The organism is Aquimarina sediminis, assembly GCF_002895435.1.
Classification (GTDB): Bacteria; Bacteroidota; Bacteroidia; order Flavobacteriales; family Flavobacteriaceae; genus Aquimarina; species Aquimarina sediminis.
The window spans coordinates 1-19,043 of record NZ_POYJ01000002.1; the positions used below are offsets into that span (position 1 = coordinate 1).

12 protein-coding genes and 1 tRNA gene are annotated in these 19,043 nt (G+C 34.5%); 6 read left to right on the forward strand and 7 right to left on the reverse strand.

Features of this window, described 5'->3' with window-relative positions:
• Positions 1–327: 327 nt before the first annotated feature.
• The 4 genes from C1X07_RS04525 to C1X07_RS04540 form a co-directional block, all read right to left on the reverse strand.
• Positions 328–882 carry a hypothetical protein gene (locus tag C1X07_RS04525; RefSeq protein WP_103068806.1) on the reverse strand — a complete coding sequence of 185 codons (555 nt, stop codon included), beginning with the start codon at positions 880–882 and terminating at the stop codon, positions 328–330.
• Positions 879–5,465 carry a DUF6443 domain-containing protein gene (locus C1X07_RS04530; protein WP_103068807.1) on the reverse strand — a complete coding sequence of 1,529 codons (4,587 nt, stop codon included), beginning with the start codon at positions 5,463–5,465 and terminating at the stop codon, positions 879–881. The genes C1X07_RS04525 and C1X07_RS04530 overlap by 4 nt, the downstream gene beginning before the upstream one ends.
• Positions 5,466–5,473: 8 nt before the next feature.
• Complete coding sequence (locus tag C1X07_RS04535; protein ID WP_103068808.1) at positions 5,474–8,779, reverse strand: RHS repeat domain-containing protein; 3,306 nt, start codon at positions 8,777–8,779, stop codon at positions 5,474–5,476.
• A 279-nt stretch (positions 8,780–9,058) separates the two neighbouring features.
• The gene (locus tag C1X07_RS04540; RefSeq protein WP_103068809.1) at positions 9,059–9,703 is read right to left on the reverse strand and encodes a hypothetical protein; all 645 of its coding nucleotides are present in this window, start codon (positions 9,701–9,703) and stop codon (positions 9,059–9,061) included.
• Positions 9,704–9,817: 114 nt separating this feature from the next.
• Here C1X07_RS04540 and C1X07_RS24755 point away from each other — a divergent pair, with 114 nt between their 5' ends.
• Both C1X07_RS24755 and C1X07_RS04545 read left to right on the forward strand, forming a co-directional pair.
• Positions 9,818–10,168 carry a hypothetical protein gene (locus C1X07_RS24755; protein WP_128755196.1) on the forward strand — a complete coding sequence of 117 codons (351 nt, stop codon included), beginning with the start codon at positions 9,818–9,820 and terminating at the stop codon, positions 10,166–10,168.
• 102 nt (positions 10,169–10,270) lie between these two features.
• Positions 10,271–11,197: a DMT family transporter gene (locus tag C1X07_RS04545; RefSeq protein ID WP_103068810.1), complete on the forward strand. Its 927-nt coding sequence runs from the start codon at positions 10,271–10,273 to the stop codon at positions 11,195–11,197.
• 244 nt (positions 11,198–11,441) lie between these two features.
• On the opposite strand, the gene feoB is transcribed toward C1X07_RS04545, so the two are convergent.
• The 3 genes from feoB to C1X07_RS04560 form a co-directional block, all read right to left on the reverse strand.
• A complete protein-coding gene (gene feoB, locus C1X07_RS04550) occupies positions 11,442–13,538 on the reverse strand; it encodes a ferrous iron transport protein B (RefSeq protein WP_103068811.1) in 2,097 nt (698 codons plus the stop codon).
• An 11-nt stretch (positions 13,539–13,549) separates the two neighbouring features.
• Positions 13,550–13,780 carry a FeoA family protein gene (locus C1X07_RS04555; RefSeq protein WP_103068812.1) on the reverse strand — a complete coding sequence of 77 codons (231 nt, stop codon included), beginning with the start codon at positions 13,778–13,780 and terminating at the stop codon, positions 13,550–13,552.
• A 103-nt stretch (positions 13,781–13,883) separates the two neighbouring features.
• Positions 13,884–14,555: an SCO family protein gene (locus C1X07_RS04560; RefSeq protein WP_103068813.1), complete on the reverse strand. Its 672-nt coding sequence runs from the start codon at positions 14,553–14,555 to the stop codon at positions 13,884–13,886.
• A gap of 157 nt (positions 14,556–14,712) precedes the next feature.
• Here C1X07_RS04560 and rseP point away from each other — a divergent pair, with 157 nt between their 5' ends.
• The 4 genes from rseP (at position 14,713) to C1X07_RS04580 (ending at position 19,021) form a co-directional block, all read left to right on the forward strand.
• Positions 14,713–16,032 carry an RIP metalloprotease RseP gene (gene rseP, locus C1X07_RS04565; protein ID WP_103068814.1) on the forward strand — a complete coding sequence of 440 codons (1,320 nt, stop codon included), beginning with the start codon at positions 14,713–14,715 and terminating at the stop codon, positions 16,030–16,032.
• Between the two features lie 357 nt (positions 16,033–16,389).
• Positions 16,390–16,463 (forward strand) — tRNA-Asn (locus C1X07_RS04570).
• 612 nt (positions 16,464–17,075) lie between these two features.
• The gene (locus C1X07_RS04575) at positions 17,076–17,795 is read left to right on the forward strand and encodes a 3-ketoacyl-ACP reductase (RefSeq protein WP_103068815.1); all 720 of its coding nucleotides are present in this window, start codon (positions 17,076–17,078) and stop codon (positions 17,793–17,795) included.
• Positions 17,796–17,923: 128 nt separating this feature from the next.
• Complete coding sequence (locus C1X07_RS04580; RefSeq protein WP_103068816.1) at positions 17,924–19,021, forward strand: L-dopachrome tautomerase-related protein; 1,098 nt, start codon at positions 17,924–17,926, stop codon at positions 19,019–19,021.
• The last annotated feature ends 22 nt before the right edge of the window (positions 19,022–19,043 follow it).

Genomic DNA, 19,043 nt, shown 5'->3' on the forward strand with positions numbered 1-19,043 from the left:
CAGTAATTTTATCTTTAGAAATCATAAGCAGAATAATTTTAGTGAGTTGAAAATCAATGCCTTAATTTACTAAATATTCTGCTTTTTCTATGATTTAAAACTCAATTTCTTACGTCGAATTCAGGTTATAGGAACTTACATGGCTGTATTGATCTCTCTATTATCATTTATAAATACTAAGAGTACATATATTAGTTTCTTTGCTTTTTCCCTTACATTCTCAACTATAGCTTTTTTCTCATATTCAAGCTATAAATTGATAACCAATGTAAAATAAAAAACCCACAACATTTTACTGTTATGGGTTCTTCAGTGTTAATTTAATATTTACTCGTTATCGGGTATATATTCATACTCCTTTAACTCCTCTAACTCTTTGGCAATCTTTTCTTGCCATTTTTGCTGATTATCTTGTTTAACGACAACTTCAATATCATATAACTCATTCAATTCTCCGTTCGCTTTGAGGTTGTTATTAAACAAATCTTGATAACTTTTAAAGTCTGTCACTCCCTTTTCATTAAGTTCACAAAATGCCTTTCTAATTTTTCTTGCATGAAGTTCATAAATATCAAAATGTATTTGTTCGTGTACTAAGGACAAGGAATCTTTAGTCGATGTCCAAGAATCGAACTTGAGAAAATGACATCCTATTTCAAATCTTGGAACTCCATTAGACCAATACGTCTTGATAGTTTTTATTCTACCGTGAACTTCTGCAAGGGCATTTATCTTATCTTCTACAGGATCACCCTTAAAATCATCCCAAGTTAGTTGTCTATCCTTTTGCCATAAAATCAAACTATCATTTTCTATAACAACTTCTTGCGCAAAAGAACCACAAAAGACTAAAGATAGTATGACTATAAAAAATCGTATCATTGTTTAGGATTAATAATTCTAAAGTTTTGGGTATTTCTTCTGGTATTACCCTGTTTTCTTTTTTCAAAAATAACTTCTCCTTGTCTAGCTCTAACTCTATCAGGGCTAACCCCTCTACGTACTAAAAATTCAACTATCTTTCGACCTCTTTTGCTAGACTGACTTCTTGCTCGTTGTTCAAAATTAGGGTCATTTCGTAAAGAGTTCACCCCTGTATAATTTACATATACCTCTAATTTTACTTGTGGGTAATCTACCAAGGTCTTTATAATTGCATTTAAGGTACGTTTGGTCATAGCATCAATTGCAAGATCTGTGCCATCTCCTGTGAATTGAATATGCGTAGGCACATTTATTCTTGTTCTAAATTCTCTACCTTCAAATTGAGGGATAGCAGGTTGTCTAGGATTAGGTGTTTGTATATCAGGTAGCGATAATTGTGGTAACTCTAATGGCTGAGCTGCTATAGAAGCAGGATTAAAATTAAGATCATTCCCTGCTAAAATCGAGGTGTTCTTTGTTGGTAAGCCTAAAGGGTCAGGTCTATTTATCGTTCCTTTTTTCTTCTTTTCATTGTTTCTCCTATTCCCTGTGGCTCTTGAAAATTTCTTCTCCCGAGTACCATCAGGAAGTAGATTTTTTCCTCCGTATAGTAATCTGTTAATTGTTCTACACAACCATCCACATTTACCAAAACCAAAGTCGTCAACAAATTGTATTGGGTTGTTATTAGCTAATTGATAAGGGGATTGATTATTTATAAAATCTGCCATAGGATCAACGACCATAAATCTACCAATTGCAGGGTCATAGTGTCTTGCTCCTAAATCAAAAGTATTCAGATTTAAACTTTGCTCAAACTCCTTACCATTAAAAGTGTACGGATGCTCTCTACCAGTTATAGTATTATTGTAACCCTTGTGTTCAAGTCCAAAAGGATAATAATTCTTTTCCTCTACGATTTCACTTTGGGCTATAGAACCATTCTTATCAGCATCTTTGTAAGATAATCTAATATTACCAAGATGATCTTTGTATTGATAGATATACTTATACCCATCAGCTTCTTTTTCTACATAGCCTTCTGGATGGTTAAAGAACTCCAGATTACCATTTTTATAGACATAATTACCAGCATACTCTGTTTCTATTAAAGAACCTCCCTCTGTTACGATCTTTTTAAGTTTCGCTCCAGTGGCATCGTAAATATAGGTAATATTTCCGTTATGAGAAGTATTATTTATAGTTACTGTTTTAGGTAGATTTAAATGATTATAGGTAATCCCGGTAATCCCTTTGTTTTGATCTATAATTAAATTTCCATTTTCATCATACGCATAATCATTACCTGTTGTGTTTCCATCAATAAATCCCTTGGTTTTATCTCCCGCATCGGTAACTTTTAGTAATTTATTTCCTACTTCGTTATGACTGTAGTTATAGGTAAGTAAATCAAAAGCAGAGCCTTTACGTTTTAGAGATGTAATATTACCATTTTTATCATAAGATACTCCTCCTAAGCTATTGGTATCTGTATTTATCGCATAGGTAATTCGGTTTAGAGCATCATACTGATATCCATAGGCTCTTTTTACATTGTCATTGGCGGTTTTCCAGATTGTCTCAGAGATATTACCATTATATAAGACCGTTGCTCCCAAATTCTCGGTAGTGGTATTATAATTGATCTTAAAGGCAAATAAATCATTACCAAGATTATTTACATCATTAATTTGTTTTAACCACCCTCTAATGTTATAGGTATAATCTACGGTTTGTAATCCTCCTCCTGTTTGTTTGGATTCTAATTGCCCAAGGGCATCATAGGTATTAGTTACAATACTTTCTTGGGTCTGATTATTAATCTTTTGGGTTTGGCTAAGTAACCTTCCGGCATGGTCATAGGTAAAAGTATCCAATGTGATAATAGGAGAATTACTACCTTTAGTATGCGTTGTTTTTACTTGTATTGGTTTTCCTACAAAATCCAGTTCTGTTTCTACAACATCAATAGTGTTTAAATATTCATTTTTACTTACCACATAAATTGCTCTTCCTTTTTTATCATAGCCGGTAATGGTGGTGATCCAATCATTAGTGTCTAATACCCTAACTTTGGTACCGGTAATCAGCCCTTTGGTCTTTGCAGGGTCTGTGTTATCATAATTTATGATTTGTTGCCCAAAGCTTGTAACAGAGGGAAGATTAATCGATGCGTTATCAAAAGTATAATTATCATAATAATTGATGGTATGGATTTTATAAATGCTTCGACTATGGGGGTATCCTTGAATACTATAATATACTTTTGTACCTGCAATGGTAATCGGAGTTTCGGTTTTGGTTTCGTACTGAGGTAGCGTCGAAGAATTAGCCCTGTCTTGTATTACATTTCTAGTACTACCATTTAAAGCGGCTCCTGTATAAATAACTCTACCTAAAGCATCGTATCTGGTAAAAAGCCATTGATCCCAAAGTTTTCCTGAACCCTCCTTTCTTAGGATAGCATCTTGAGTAAGTATAGGTTGATCTAGTTTATTATATATGATATATTCCCAATCTTTACCTGGTATCTTTTTTTCAATCAGTCGGTTTTTAGAATCATATCTATATTGATAACAAAGTTCTGATAATTCGGTAATAGAAACTCCATCACTAGTAGCTACCTTAGGTGGGATCACATAGGCAAGGTTCCCATAATCATCATATACATAATGTGTATCATGTGCTACCCCTTGGTTATAGGTTCTTTTAAGGATCACTCTACCGAGTTTGTCTTTATACTCTTTGGTGGTATGATCATCTATATAGGTTTGATCGGGTTGCCAGTTCTCATCTTTGGTGATAGTTATGTATAATTCATTAGCTGGGTAATCAGTATTTCCTTTGTGCAATAAAGGTTTTTCAGGATCATTGTTTTCAAAGCTTACATAAAAGTAGTTAACTACTCCAGAGGTATTAGTTTCTTGATCAAATTTGATGGTATGATCAGTATCATTTAGTGGATTAACCGTCCAGGCTGCCCCAGGCGCTCCTTGTTTTTTTATTGTATTTAAAGGAGAAGATTCGAAAACTATTTCTGAATAAGGGTTACTGGTATTCTCATATTTTGGAGTAGTATAAAAAGATAAGGTTTCACTCTCAGCATTTGCATTAAAACTCCCGGGGGTATTCGCTATCGCATAAGGCAGATATTCCTTAGTTTTACGTCCATATTCATCATATCCTACATGGATAACTATATCATTTTTTACAGGAGATTGATCTATTTCTATTTGTTGTATCGCCCTACCTAATCCATCAAAATAGGTTACTTGCTGAAGTGAAGTGCTATCTTCAATAAATAGCTCCACTGGAGTTGTACTTTCTTTTTGATAGATACGGGTATATATATAATTCAAGTCGGTATTACACTGATTTATCTCAGATGTGACATCCGGGCATTGATCTGTATTATCACTTACATATCCTATTGGCTGGTTACAATCTAGTTTGGTATCATTAGGATCTCCCAATCCATCATTATCGGTATCCGCGTACCAGGTCAACTTTGGTGTAACATTTACTTTCACTAATGTGGTATATCTGATTTCTCCACAAGAATTTACTCCTCTCCTATACCACCTTGAGCTTGTAAGGCCACTAGGAGGGTTGTAATTTATAGCATTAGCCCCACTAATATTTTCCCAATGAGTATTACCATTATTAGAGTATTGCCATTGATAAGTATAGTTTCCATTACCTCCAGAAGGGGCTGAATTATTTGTTAAAACGCTAGGATCTTCACCTACACAAATATCTTGAGAGCCTTTAATGCTTCCTGGAGATACAACAGGATAAACATTTACTTTTACACTTCCTGTATATGAAGTATAACTACATGAAGTTACTTTTCTACGATACCATCTTGAAGTAGTAAGCCCACCGGGAGGGTTATAGTTTGCGGAGGTAGCGCCACTAATATTAGCCCAATTGCTACTACCATTGTTAGAATATTGCCATTGGTATGCATAATTACCATCTCCACCAGACGCAACAACACTATTGCTTAAAGTGCTAGGATCCCCATTGTAACAAACATTTTGTGAGCCGGTGATACTTCCGGGAGAGACAGAAGTATTAATAGTTACAATCACTGTATTCGAATATAAGGCTTGACCCATATACATAAACCGTCTACGATAAAAAGTAGTACTAGTAAGTACAGGAGGATTGTAGGAAGCTGCTGTTTGCTGAGGTATATCAATCCAGGCGCTAGTGCCGTAAGAATACTGCCATTGGTAACCCGCCCCACTAGAGCCAGTAGCATTAGAAATACTGCTAATCCTTTTAGGAACCTGTCCCGAACATGTTGGTCCACCACCAGTAATTGTTCCACCGGTAGGAGGAAAAACAGTAAGAAAATCAGCAATTTTCTCATCATTAGGTGTTCTATTGGTAGCATCAAATACTTCATTTACATATGTAGTATATATTGTTTCCTTGTCATTGGAAACAAAAGGAGCTAGTGATGGCGTTGCATCTATAACAGAGGAATGCAAAAAATAGATTCCTAATAGTAATATCTTTATATATGTTTTCATAATGTAATCTATTTTTTATAATGATATTTATTTTCTGATACCAGATTACCATCGGCATCTTTTACAGATTCCAGACGATTAGAACTATCATACTCATAGTACATCGTATATCCTTTGGGATCAGTCATACTGGTTACTCCCACTAATGGGTCATAGGTATAGGTAGCTACCTGAGCATTGGGTAGGCTATCTCTAAGGTTTTGCAAGGCTACTCTCAGGATTTGTTCTTTGCAGTTCACCGATCTGCAATTATCGGTATCAGCATCAGATTTTGTTTGTAGATCTGCAACATAAGTAGATACCTCTGCATAGGTTGCATTTTGGATCTTAGCGATAGGGTGTTGCTGCTGATATCCCCAGATATATACAATATGTGCTCCGTCTGCTTTTGAAATCTCTATAGGATTACCCTTAGTATCATAATTATAATATAGAATACGATCGGTTAGAGGGTTTGCAGTGGTAATAGCCCCCTTGGCTACTTGTATGCTTTTAGGGAAATAAGAATTAGCAACTGTTCCTTGTTTAAAAAGTGTACGCTGCGTAGATAGCAAAGTGCTACCTTTATACGCCTCGGTTTGTACAGGAGTTGCTATCCTATATTGCTGTTCTAATTGCGCATAGGTGTTTTTATCATCTATACTTAGATCAGCAAGGCTATTACGAGAATTAGGGTAAAATGTTTTGGTAGACATTACATCACCAAAACTGTTTTTTACAGTACTTTCAGTCAGGAAATGATTAGGATGATTATAGTTAAAGGTTTTTTCTGATACGACAGGGTTTTGCCCATTGGTATCATATGTTGTTTCTTTGGTTGTGGTTAAGAGTTTTTTACCTAAAGAAATATACCCTCTATTGTACATAAAAGTAGCATTGTAGTTATTACAAGGGAGGTCAATATCAAACATTTGTGTTTGTGTAGCCCAAGGTTGTACAGCGTAGATGTAATTTTTAAGTAAAGTGGTTTCGTTTCTCTCACTATATAAGTGCTCTATATCTCTAACCTTGGTGTAGGTATCATTTGCATTTCTTTTATAATATTTTTGCCTTTTTAAACTACCACTAGCCCAACTCTTAGTATAATAATTACTAAAATTACCATATCCCAAGGTTCTTATCGTATACAGCACAGACGATTCTGCATGAGGAACCTGTAATCCGGCACATGTACCTCCATAATATCCAGGATGAATAAACATCTTAAACTGAGAACCGGTACCAGCTCCGTTTCCAATAATACGATCAGAAGGAGTAAGCTCGTATTCATAAACTATTTTACCATTATCTTTTCCGGAGTGGTCATAGTTATATTCTGTAACCGTTTTATATTCTACAGCAGGGCCACCATTAATATTAAGAGCGTAAGAAGGAGTAGAGGAAACTGTATTCAGGAACCCTCCTGTCCATTGTAATGTTTGATAATCCTGATGGTTAATCGGGATTAGTTGTTTAGGGTTGCCGTATTCGAATTCTTTTTTTGTAGAAAATCCAGAACGTATGCCATCATAGCTTGTAATAGATTTGATCCTGAGTCCCCCCACTAGTCTTTCGACGACCTCAGAGCTATATCCTGTTAACTCTTGCCAGGTTACAGAAGCTGTAATAAAAGGACAACCGGCTGCTCCATTGGTTCCCACGCCATTCTCCCAGGCTTCGAGTGTATAGTTTTGGTTTTGACTTAATGTAATATCTTCATTATATGTTGTAGAAGGATATGGTAATGCATCGGTATGGGTTCTCCCATATCGTTTCCCTTTAAAACTAACATAGGATTCATACCCACCATTGCCTCCCAAAGCATCTGAGAAGGACACATTTATTTTTGCATTCAAAGGTACACCTGCCGGGCTAAAGGATACGGTTTGTTTTCCTGTCGCAGAGCACCAACTTTGCCCACTTCCCTGAGAGGATACACTTTTTCTGAACCCTTCATATATCGGAGACGAAACAGACTCATAATACTTGTTTGCCTCATACTCAAACACTGTATATCCACCAGTTGGGTAATGGATTTTTGTCAAAATCCCGGCTTTCATCTTGTTTTCATCTGCATTTCTGTTTCCGGTACCTACTGTGGCACTATATGAACCTACTCCATGCTCCCACAACCAATCTCCCGTATGATCCAAAAGATAGAAGGTAGCATTTCGCTGGTGAATATACCCTCCGGTATTCGCATTGGCATATCCCCAAAAATCTTGCTTTTTAGAATTTCTGGGAGGTAACTGCTGGCTGTTGTACTCAAAACGATATATTTCTGGTTGATTCATATGTGCATTGACAGTAACTTTATCCAGCATTAACCTACCATTGTAACTATAGGTAAATGATATTTGCTTTACCAAAGTATCTATACTGTTACTACTAGAATATACTTTTATAGTATTTAGTTTGGGAGAATCACTATCTGTTCTATCCAGGCTATACTCGAATAGCACATACCCATTATTGAAGTTAATTCTTCTTAATGTTTTTTCATACGAAGTATATGCTTTTGTACGAATCTCTGATGGTGGAGGAAGAGTGGTAACAGGAGTTCCTGAGCTAACACTTACTTGCTCTCCTATAATCTCAACATCTTTTTCGAATGTATGTTCATCATATAGGAAAGTAACATTATCAACCTTGTTGGATGATGTGATTTGAGTAAGAAAAGAAGCTGTTCTATATTCTCTATATCGTATGGGTAATTGATGATCCTGCCACTTATTCACTCTTTCGTGCGCTCCAAAATGAAGGTGTAATCCATTTTCTAACAGTGCCTCAAATGTATAGTTACCTGATCCGCTTGCGATAATTTTTACAGGTTTATAATCTTTAAACACAAACTTGGATTGCTGTTGGTTGTAAAAAAAGTTTCCTGATACTCCAGAATAGTTAAACAGATATTCATCTTGCTCATCATCGGCATGCCCTTTGGCTACATCTAGCATATAGTTATAATTGGTAAGGTTAAAATCAAAACTCCCCAAGTCGGGGATATCGGCAGTTCCCGGTTGTCCTTTTACATTTCTTACTATAGCACCTCCTGCATTAAGGGTCCATCCCAGACCAACCCAAGAGGCTTCTTCATTTACTCTAATTCCAGAGCTACCATTGTAACTAAGACTAATAGGGATTTCTATATCCCCTTGCTTAATGGTATAAAGAGGAACAGATATATTGGTAGTCCCCAAATTAGTATTTACAGGAAAGACTCCAAATTTACCTAAGCTTGCTGCTGTAGGTGATACAGGACTATAATTGTTAAGCTCCTGCCCAAAACTTATTCCTGCCAAGAGCAGAAAAAGATATATAACATGTTTTTTCATAAAAAGTAATTATAAAATATGTGACTGATTTGTTTTCATTGTAGTATGATACATTGTTTTCCTGATGCAATAATAAGGGTAGCCAGTTTCATTTTTCGGCATTGAGATTTTTTTTTGTTTTTTTTTGATTCCCGAAGTTGGGTGTCGAGTGGTCGGTGTTTGATGACAGAAGTTGTCTATCCCCAAATACTATTTATCGTTTTTCATTTAGTTTTTGTTATTAAAAATGAAGCAGAAGGTGTTCTGCTCCATTTTTACATTATTTTGTGGTCATTGGTGTCAATTTCCTACAATCACTCTTGCCGCCAAGTAACCGTTATAAAAAGTAGGGTCGGTTCGTTTGAAACGCTTTATTACTTTATCTAACTTGTTGGTAAGCAAGGTGGTGGTTTGATCAAAAAGATCTGACAGGTTGGTAGTAGCCTGTTTTTGAGCAATACGGTATTGTCGTGGTTCCCCGTTGAGAACCAAAAAACTATCAAAACTGGTTTTAAGATCGGTAACCTGATCCTCTGTCACTCCATAATCTCCAAGAGGAGCTACATTTTGATCCAATAGTTCGATGGTTTCGGTCATTACTGTTACAAAATCCTGATTGCGCAATTTATAAAGGTCGGTAAATGATTTTGCAGCTTTTTGCTCCAATACAGCATTACCTTCTACAGCAGCGTAGGCTTCTAGCGCATCGTTAAGGATATCTCCTTTTTCTGAGACAAAACGCTTTTGAGTGGTTTTATTATGACCCAAATACACTCTTGAAGCTTCTTGACTATCCTTGTTTTCATTTATCTGTATTAGTAACTCATCAAATTCATTTTTAAAATTTACTAATATTGGCACACTGTTCCAGATATTGGTATGGGTGTCCATAAACGTTTGTACTGCCTGATACATTTCTAATCGATTGATCTGTCTTTGATCCATAAAAATTGGTTTTTAAATGATTAATAATTTGTATGTCCCCATCTAATAGTTTATAGAATAGGTGTTTATATATGTAATGAGTTGAGATTATGTTACCGTTGATTATTGTTTTTTTTGAATAATCGATCATTTTTTTCTGCAGATGGTTCTTGCAATGATGTAAGGGTACATTTCTTTACCGTAGATCCTCATTTCTTTACTGTAAGCGTATATTTCTTTACTGTAGATGCTTATTTCTTGAACGTAAGCATACATTTCTTTACTGTAGATGCTCATTTCTTGAACGTAAGTGTATATTTCTTTACTGTAGATACTCATTTCTTAAACGTAAGTATACATTTCTTTATCGTAGATGCTTATTGCGCTAGTGTTGTCAAGGGGTTGAGTTTGGAAACCGAAGCTTGGTTGCGGACTACGTTTATTTATCGGATTTCAATTTTCTTATTCCACATCTTACCAACGTAAAATCACAATAAAGGCAAGACAAAACCCGATATAACTCCTTAAAAAATTGTATTTCAATACTATTTCAAATAGAGTCTCATTTACTTTCCTTTTCTTTGTCTTATGATCTCCAACAAAGCAAAAGCTCATATCGCTTTATTATGTGTTAATCTTATTTATGGCGCAAACTATCTTGTTGCCAAAGGATTAATGCCTAATAAAATAGAAGCTTCGGCCTTAGTATTTCTTCGAATTAGTGGTGCAGGAGCATTATTTTTGATTCTTAAGTTTTTTATTAAAGAAAAAGTCGAAAGAAAGGATATTCCTAAATTAGCATTATGTGGTTTTTTGGGGGTAGCAGTCAACCAATTTTTCTCGATGAATGGATTAAGCTTAACCTCTCCGGTTGATGCAGCTATTATTATTACTTCCCTTCCCATTTTTACTGTAATCATAAGTTATTTTTTGCTTAAAGAGCCCCTAACCCTGCAACGCATTTTAGGAATCTCTATTGGTGGTATCGGAGCTGTTTTATTGATTTATTTGGGGGATTCGGGCTTGGGAACAAGCTCATTATTAGGAAATATTTTTGTTTGTATTAACGCCTTGTCGTTTGCGTTTTATCTAGTGATTGTAAAATCTCTAATGATAAAATATCAACCGGTTACCGTAATTGTATGGACTTTTTTATTCGGGTTTATATCTATGTTCCCCTTTTGCATAGAAAAACTACTTCATACAGACTTCTCGTCTTTTGAAGTTTCAAACTGGATCTCTTTGTTTTATGTAGTGGTAGGTCCTACTTTTTTGGCCTATTTACTTAACATGTTCGCTTTACAATACGTAAAACCTACAGTATCGGGAAGCTACATATATCTGCAACCAGCCGTTGCCATGATACTGGTAGCTATTATATCTTATATAGTAGTAGATAGTCAATACAAAGGGGATCTTACTATTGCCAAACTATTATGTTGTATTTTAATTTTTGGAGGAGTATACTTAATCAGTAGCACTCCAATACGCTGGCTTAAAAACAAAAGATCATAAAATGTATTCCTATAGTAATAAGTGAATTATATATTCTTAAAAACAGGGATTCGATTAGTGGCATCCACAATCTGTACCTCCACAAGATTTTGATGATTTTTTCTTTGCTGAAGAAAGGGAAGATTTCCAAAAGAATTTTTTAATTAAAAATCCAACTGCAATAGCAAAAACTAAAATAACCAATATATTTTGTACAAGAATATTCATAATCTTTAAGGTCGTATAAAGATACTAAAACTAACTTTTACTTTAATACCTGATATGCAATTAATGCTACTCCATATGCAAAAATGCTCATAAAAACCAGTTGAGCCAATGGCCATTTCCAGCTATTCGTTTCTCGTTTTACAATTGCTAGGGTACTCATACATTGCATAGCAAAAGCATAAAATAATAACAAAGAAATACCACTCGCTAAGTTAAACAATGGACCTCCTGTTACAGGACTAATCTCTGCCGCCATTCTATTTTTTATGGTTTCTTCTTCATCACTCCCTACACTGTATATAGTTGCCAACGTACCAACAAAAACTTCTCTAGCTGCAAAAGAACTGATCAATCCAATTCCAATTTTCCAATCGTATCCCAAAGGAGCTACAACTGGCTCTATTGCTTTACCTGCATATCCAATAAAAGAATACTCGAGTTTATGAGAAGCAATCTTCTGATCTAACTCTTCATCAGATAAATTAGGGTATTCCTTATTAACAATCTCTTCTGCCATATCGAATTTCTCATTCGGACCAAAACTGGCTAGAACCCATAAAATGATCGAGATTGCCAAAATAATTTTTCCTGCTCCAAAAACAAAAGCTTTTGTTTTTTCGATGACATTGATGGCTACATTTTTGAATAACGGAATTTTATATCCTGGCATTTCAATTACAAAATACGATTTGCTTTTAATTTTAAGCAATTTATTAAGCACCCATGCCGATCCTACAGCCGTAGCAAATCCTAAAAAATATAACAACATTAATGTAAGACTTTGATAGCCAAATACCCAAAACACTTTCTCATCAGGAATCACCAATGCTATAATAATAAGATACACAGGTAATCTCGCCGCACAGGTAGTAAAAGGAACCACCAGAATAGTAATTAGTCTTTCTTTCCAGTTTTCAATATTTCTTGAAGCCATCACAGCAGGTATGGCACAAGCAGTACCGGATACCAAGGGAACAACACTTTTACCACTCAACCCAAACCGTCTCATCACCCTATCCATAAGAAAAACGACTCTACTCATGTAGCCACTTTCTTCTAATATTGAGATAAAAAGAAATAGAAACGCAATTTGAGGAATAAAAATCACAATTCCTCCTAACCCCGGAATAATCCCTTCGGTAATCAGATCTACAAATGGTCCTGATGGTAATGCTGCCTTTGCCGCCTCACTTGCCCAGGCAAAAGCCTCATCGATTAAATCCATTGGATAGGAAGACCAGTCATAAATGGCCTGAAATATCAGCAACAGAATCCCTAAGAAGATAAAATACCCCCAAAACTTATGAGTTAACACCCTATCCAACCTTGCTCTTAGACCGGTAGCTGATTTTTCATCAATACTCAGTCCATTTTTGAGCACATTATTAATAAACTGATATCGTTTGATTGTTTCTTTTTGTTGTAACCTCTTAAGTTCACTCTCAGATTTGATCTTAAAATCTGATGTAATAGATATATTCTGTTTATTTAATTTCCTAAAATTAACATCTTGTGTTATTACCAACCATAACTTATATAACGATTGATCCGGAAATGCTTTTTGCAGCCTCTCAAAATAATCCGAAGCGAAAGATAATGCATTTACACAAGGTTCTTTTGATAATACTCTATAGGATTCTATTAATCTTTTTAGTTCTTCTATACCTTCTCCTTTGCGAGCACTAATTAAGGCTATTTTTGTATTTAGTTCTTTTTCTAATAATGGAATATCTAATGAAATCCCTTTTCGGGTCATACGATCAGCCATATTGATTACCAAAATAACCGGGATTTCTAAATCTTTGATTTGAGTATAAAGAAGTAGATTTCGCTTAAGATTTTCTACATCACTCACTACCACTGCTACATCAGGGTAATCTTTATTGCTTTTATCCAGCAATAACTCAATAACTACATTTTCATCTAATGAAGAAGCATTAAGGCTATATGTCCCCGGTAAATCGAGAATATGAGCTTTTGTATCATTAGATAATTTACAGACTCCTACTTTTTTCTCTACCGTAATACCAGGGTAATTTCCTACTTTTTGATTAAGTCCAGTAAGTAAGTTAAAAACAGATGTTTTACCGGTATTTGGATTTCCGATAAGTGAAACTTTAATTTGCTCAGCCATAAATAGAATTGCTAATAAATAATTTGAACTTCAATTTGGGCTGCAATTTCTTTGCGGATCGCAAGATGACTACCATTTATATTAAGATACATAGGACATTGAAAAGGAGCTGTCTGTATTAATTCGACCTCATTTCCCGGTAAACATCCCATTTCTAATAACTTAAGTGGAATAGCATCTGAAGTAATCTCCTTAATCAAAGCACGTTGACCTCTCTTAAGTGTAGCAATTGTAGTATTCAAGGTTTATTTAGATTAATTTAAACTAAGCAAAAATAGTGTAAAAAAACGTATTGAAAAAGCCAAATTTTTAAAATCAACAATCAAAGCAAGTCCAAATCAGTTCTTACTTATCTTCTTTTTTTAAAACAGTGATATCCTCAATTAGTTGATCTATATCTTCGGAGTTAGTACCGTCATAAAATCCCCGAATACGTTTCTGTTTATCCACCAGGATAAAATTCTCTGTGTGCACCATATCATATGGTCCTCCATCACCATCAGATTTGGCTGCCAGATAAGATTTTCGTGCCAAATCATAAATCTGTTTTTTATCTCCAGTAACCAAATTCCACTTTTCGTCGTTTACTCCTTTCTCAATTGCATATTTTTTCAATCTTGCAACACTATCTATTTTCGGAGTTACCGAATGAGACAATAACAATACTTCATCATCATCTAATACCCGTTCCTGAATTTCTTTCATATGACCAGTCATAATTGGACATATCGTCTGGCAAGTGGTAAAAAAGAAATCTGCGACATAAATCTTATCCTTATAATCTTGTTGTGTTACCTCTTTCCCATTCTGATTTGTTAATCTGAAATCTGAAATCTTATGATACTTTCTAATATATTGTACCGTAGTATCCACCAATTCTGTATTTACCATATCGGGTTCATACACTGGTAACGTACGATTAGGTTTAAGAATCGAATATATTATAGAAATGATAATTGCTGATAGCACAAAAAGCACTACTGCAAAAAACTTATATTTTGAAAAAAACTGAAGCATAGCGATCTAATATGCTTGCAAAATTACAAGGATTATCCTTGATAAAAATGATGTTTTTCATTAAAAAAATACTAAATATTAGAACTGCATGGCAGATTTTTTTCAAATACTCTTCTAAAAGGTTACTTTTGCGTGATTTAATTTTGAAGAACGACCCATGAGTCCATTTTTTATAAAAGCTATACAACTACTATTAAGTTTATCTTTTCTTATCGTATTACACGAATTAGGGCATTTTATTCCTGCCAAATTATTTAAAACCAGAGTAGAAAAATTCTACTTATTTTTTGATGTCAAATTTTCTCTATTCAAGAAAAAGATAGGAGAAACGGTTTATGGGATCGGTTGGCTACCTCTGGGAGGATATGTGAAAATTGCTGGGATGATCGATGAAAGTATGGATACAGAACAAATGGCAGGACCACCACAACCCTGGGAATTTAGATCTAAACCAGCTTGGCAACGATTGATTATTATGCTAGGAGGTGTTACCGTAAACATCATTCTTGGTTTTTTAATTTATATGGCTATTATATTTACCTGGGGTACTAATTATGTAGGTTTTGATGATATGCCTAATGGATTTGCTATCGAAGATTCATTTAAAAAAATGGGCTTCAAAGATGGAGATCGAATTCTTAGTGTAAATGGCAAGCCTCTAGAAGATGTAACGCAAATTAATCACTATCTCTTTATGCGTGATGTAAAAGATATTAGTGTTTTGCACCAAGATGGAAGTAAAGAAACAATACAGATTCCTGAAGATATAGGAACAACCATGTTTGAAACAGGAGTATTACGACCTTTTGCCCCTATTATAGCACCAGTACTAGACAGTATTCAGGTTGGGTCTGCTGCAGATAAATCAGGACTTAAAAAAGGAGATAAGATATTAGCTCTTAATGGTCAAAAAGTTACATACTGGAGTGATTTTAACAGGTTAAAAATTGCTGATACTACCAAAAAGAAATTAGATATAAAGTATCTAAGAAATAATGTCGAAAATACTATAGAACTAACTCCAGATGAAGACGGGGTTGTTGGGGTATACCCTAAGGTAGATTACAAATACCAGCAAAAAGAATATTCTTTTGGCGAAAGCATCACCAAAGGATTTGATTTTGGATATTGGACACTACACGACTATATTGCCCAGTTCAAGTATGTATTTACCAAAAAAGGAGCCAGCCAGGTTGGTGGATTTGGAGCGATTGCAGGATTATTTCCTGATGCGTGGAATTGGAGAGCCTTTTGGGGAACCACTGCTTTTATATCTATTATATTAGCCTTTATGAATATATTACCAATCCCGGCATTAGATGGTGGTCATGTGATGTTTCTATTATATGAAATCATTGCGGGTAGAAAGCCAAATGACAAATTTATGGAATATGCACAACTAGCAGGTTTTATCCTTCTTATTGCTTTACTTCTATTTGCCAATGGTAATGATATCTATCGAGCTATTTTTAAGTAGCTATTGCTACTGTAGCATTTAAAAAAACAGTCGTCAAAAACTAATGTAGTTTTTGACGACTGTTTTTATTATAAATAGGTCACTTTACATTAGATTATTCTTTTTTCTCTACTGTAGTTATAATTTTAATCAAAATTATAATCCAATACGTTACTCTTGCTCAACGATGCACCTATCTTCTCATTTACAATAGGATAACACCTCATCTTTAAGAAACTATTATGTACTTAAAACATAGTATCTCAAGAATATATTGTAAAAATGATTAAAAAATTAAAAAAAACTTTTTGAGATCTAAAAAATAGTATATATTTGCACTCGCAAAAGGGAAAACACTCCATGTTTGCAGACATAAATTCCTCCTTAGCTCAGTTGGTTAGAGCATCTGACTGTTAATCAGAGGGTCCTTGGTTCGAGTCCAAGAGGGGGAGCAAAATGAAGCCTTAACTTTTAGTAGCTAAGGCTTTTTTGTTTTCTAAAACTATTTGCTTAGACTAAAAAAAGGGATCAAGACCAATTGTTGTGTTTATGCAAATATTCTAGTTAATCTAAAGAGAAAGAATTCTACATTTTTAAGTGTATACCCACTATTAGTAAGGTTTGAACATTTCCATTTTTATCCAATAACACGAGAAAGTCCCTAACACTCCCTTGTTTTATCAAATGATATTTTCAAAAATTTCACATTATCAAACAAACAATCTTGCTTAATCTAGTTCTAACAATAAGAATAAAATTACTTCAAAGAAGGTTTTCTTTTTAACTTGATGAAAATCTTAGGTTTCCAAACTTTCTTCTTAACCCCGAATCAGAGCCTCGAGGAATTCTATCGGTTAAATTGGTATAAATGGGAATTTTTTCCATTTTTTGGGAGTTTTTTCCATTTTTCGGCACAATAAATTGATGCAATTTTGTGATATAAAATTATTTAACACCATTTACAGCTTTGCTCTAGAAGATCATATAGAACGAATAAAGCCTAAACAAATTTTGTAAACCATTTCTAAAACTTAAAAATAAATTCACCCATTAAAAAAATACAGATGAAAAAATTAAATCATAAAAAAGCAATTATTACCGGTGGCGCAAGAGGATTAGGTAAAGCTACCGCAATCGCCTTTGCAAAAGAAGGTATAGATGTAGCCCTTACAGGTAGAAACGAAGAAGCACTTAAAACCACAATTGAGGAGTTAAAAACATACAATGTAGCGGCTATCTATACGGTTTTTGATGTTAGTGATTACCAAAGTGTTCAAAAAGGCATCAAAAAAATAATAGATGCTTGGGGCGATATTGATATTTTGGTAAACAATGCAGGTATAGCTGCCTTTGGGACGGTTAACGATATGGATGTAAATCTATGGACTCAAATTGTTACAACAAACCTTTTAGGGATGTATTATGTAACTAAAGAAGTATTACCTCATATGCTAAAAAAGAACGTAGGTGATATTTATAATGTTTCGTCAACAGCAGGTTTAAATGGAAACCCTACAACTTCTGCATATTCGGCATCCAAATTTGGTGTTATAGGCTTCTCCCAATCTTTAATGAAAGAAGTGCGTAAAAACAATATTAGAGTTTGCACCTTAACACCTAGTACAATTGTGTCTGATATGTCTCGCGATTTAGGCATTATAAACGAAGATACTCTAGAGCGCACACTACAACCAGAAGATTTTGCAGAATTAATTGTATCCAGTTTAAAACTACCAAGAAGAGCTATGTTAAAAGATGCAGCTTTGTGGTCTACTAACCCATAATTTAGATTAACACAAGTTTGGATTGTTATACCAAACTACAACTACCCCCTTTGCACTTTGGATTTTCTTATACAGTAAATTCAAAGCGCTAATAGTATCACTCATAAAACACAGTAAAATTATTACAAATGAAAAAAAATCTTTTAATACTAGCCATAGCCGCACTAGCATTTTCTTGCAAGTTTAACAATAATAAAACTGAAGCAAAACAAGAAACTAAACCCGTAAATACTAAAACCCACAAAGTGGGAACATTAGAAGTCATAGCAGAAATGGATATTAACCCTGGAAATGTTGCAGTTTCCAACGATGGTCGCATATTTACAACCATTCATCCATTAAGAGCTACAAACATACAACTGGTTGAAATCACCGGGAAGAACTCTTATAATCCTTTTCCGAACACTGAAATTCAATCAACAGCAGACACAAAATCTATTGATAAGTTTGATACACCATTAGGAATAATTTTTGACAATAAAAACAGATTATGGGTTATTGATCCGGGATTAAGCATTGGTAAAACACGTTTGTATGCCTTCGATATTACTTCGGAAAAAGAATTGTACCGATTTGATATTCCTTCAGATATTGCACCAAAAAATAGCTTTGTACAAGACTTAGCAATCGATGAAAAAAATGATCTTGTCTATCTAGCCGATTTTGGTAATCCAGGAATTATTGTAGTAGATATTAAGAAGAATACATGCAGAAAAATCACAGATCCATCTACCATGCAAGCAGAAGATATCGATATGGTAATTGATGGCAAAGTGCAACAATTTATGGGCAATCCTGCACGTATTGCTATAAACCCAATTACGCTTTCTACAGATAGGGAAACTCTATTTTTTGGAGCTATGAGCGGCACCAAATGGTATCAACTTCCAACAAAAAACATACGCAACAATGCTAATGACCAAACCATAATTTCGAGTATTACAACAGTTGGAGAAAAACCAATTTCTGACGGAATAGCCACAGACGAAAATGGAAATCACTATATTACCAATATTCAAAACAAGAGTATAGATGTACTTACTAAAGACGGAAAATTAAGCGTTTTAAAACAAGATGAATTATTAGATTGGCCAGACAATATACGTATCCATAAAGACTGGCTGTATATCTCAGTAAATCAACTACATAAATCACCTGCTTTTACAGGTGCTGAAGACATTGCAAAAGTACCCTATAGAATTTTAAAGTTGAAGTATCGTGATTAATTAAAACTATCTGAGCACAAGG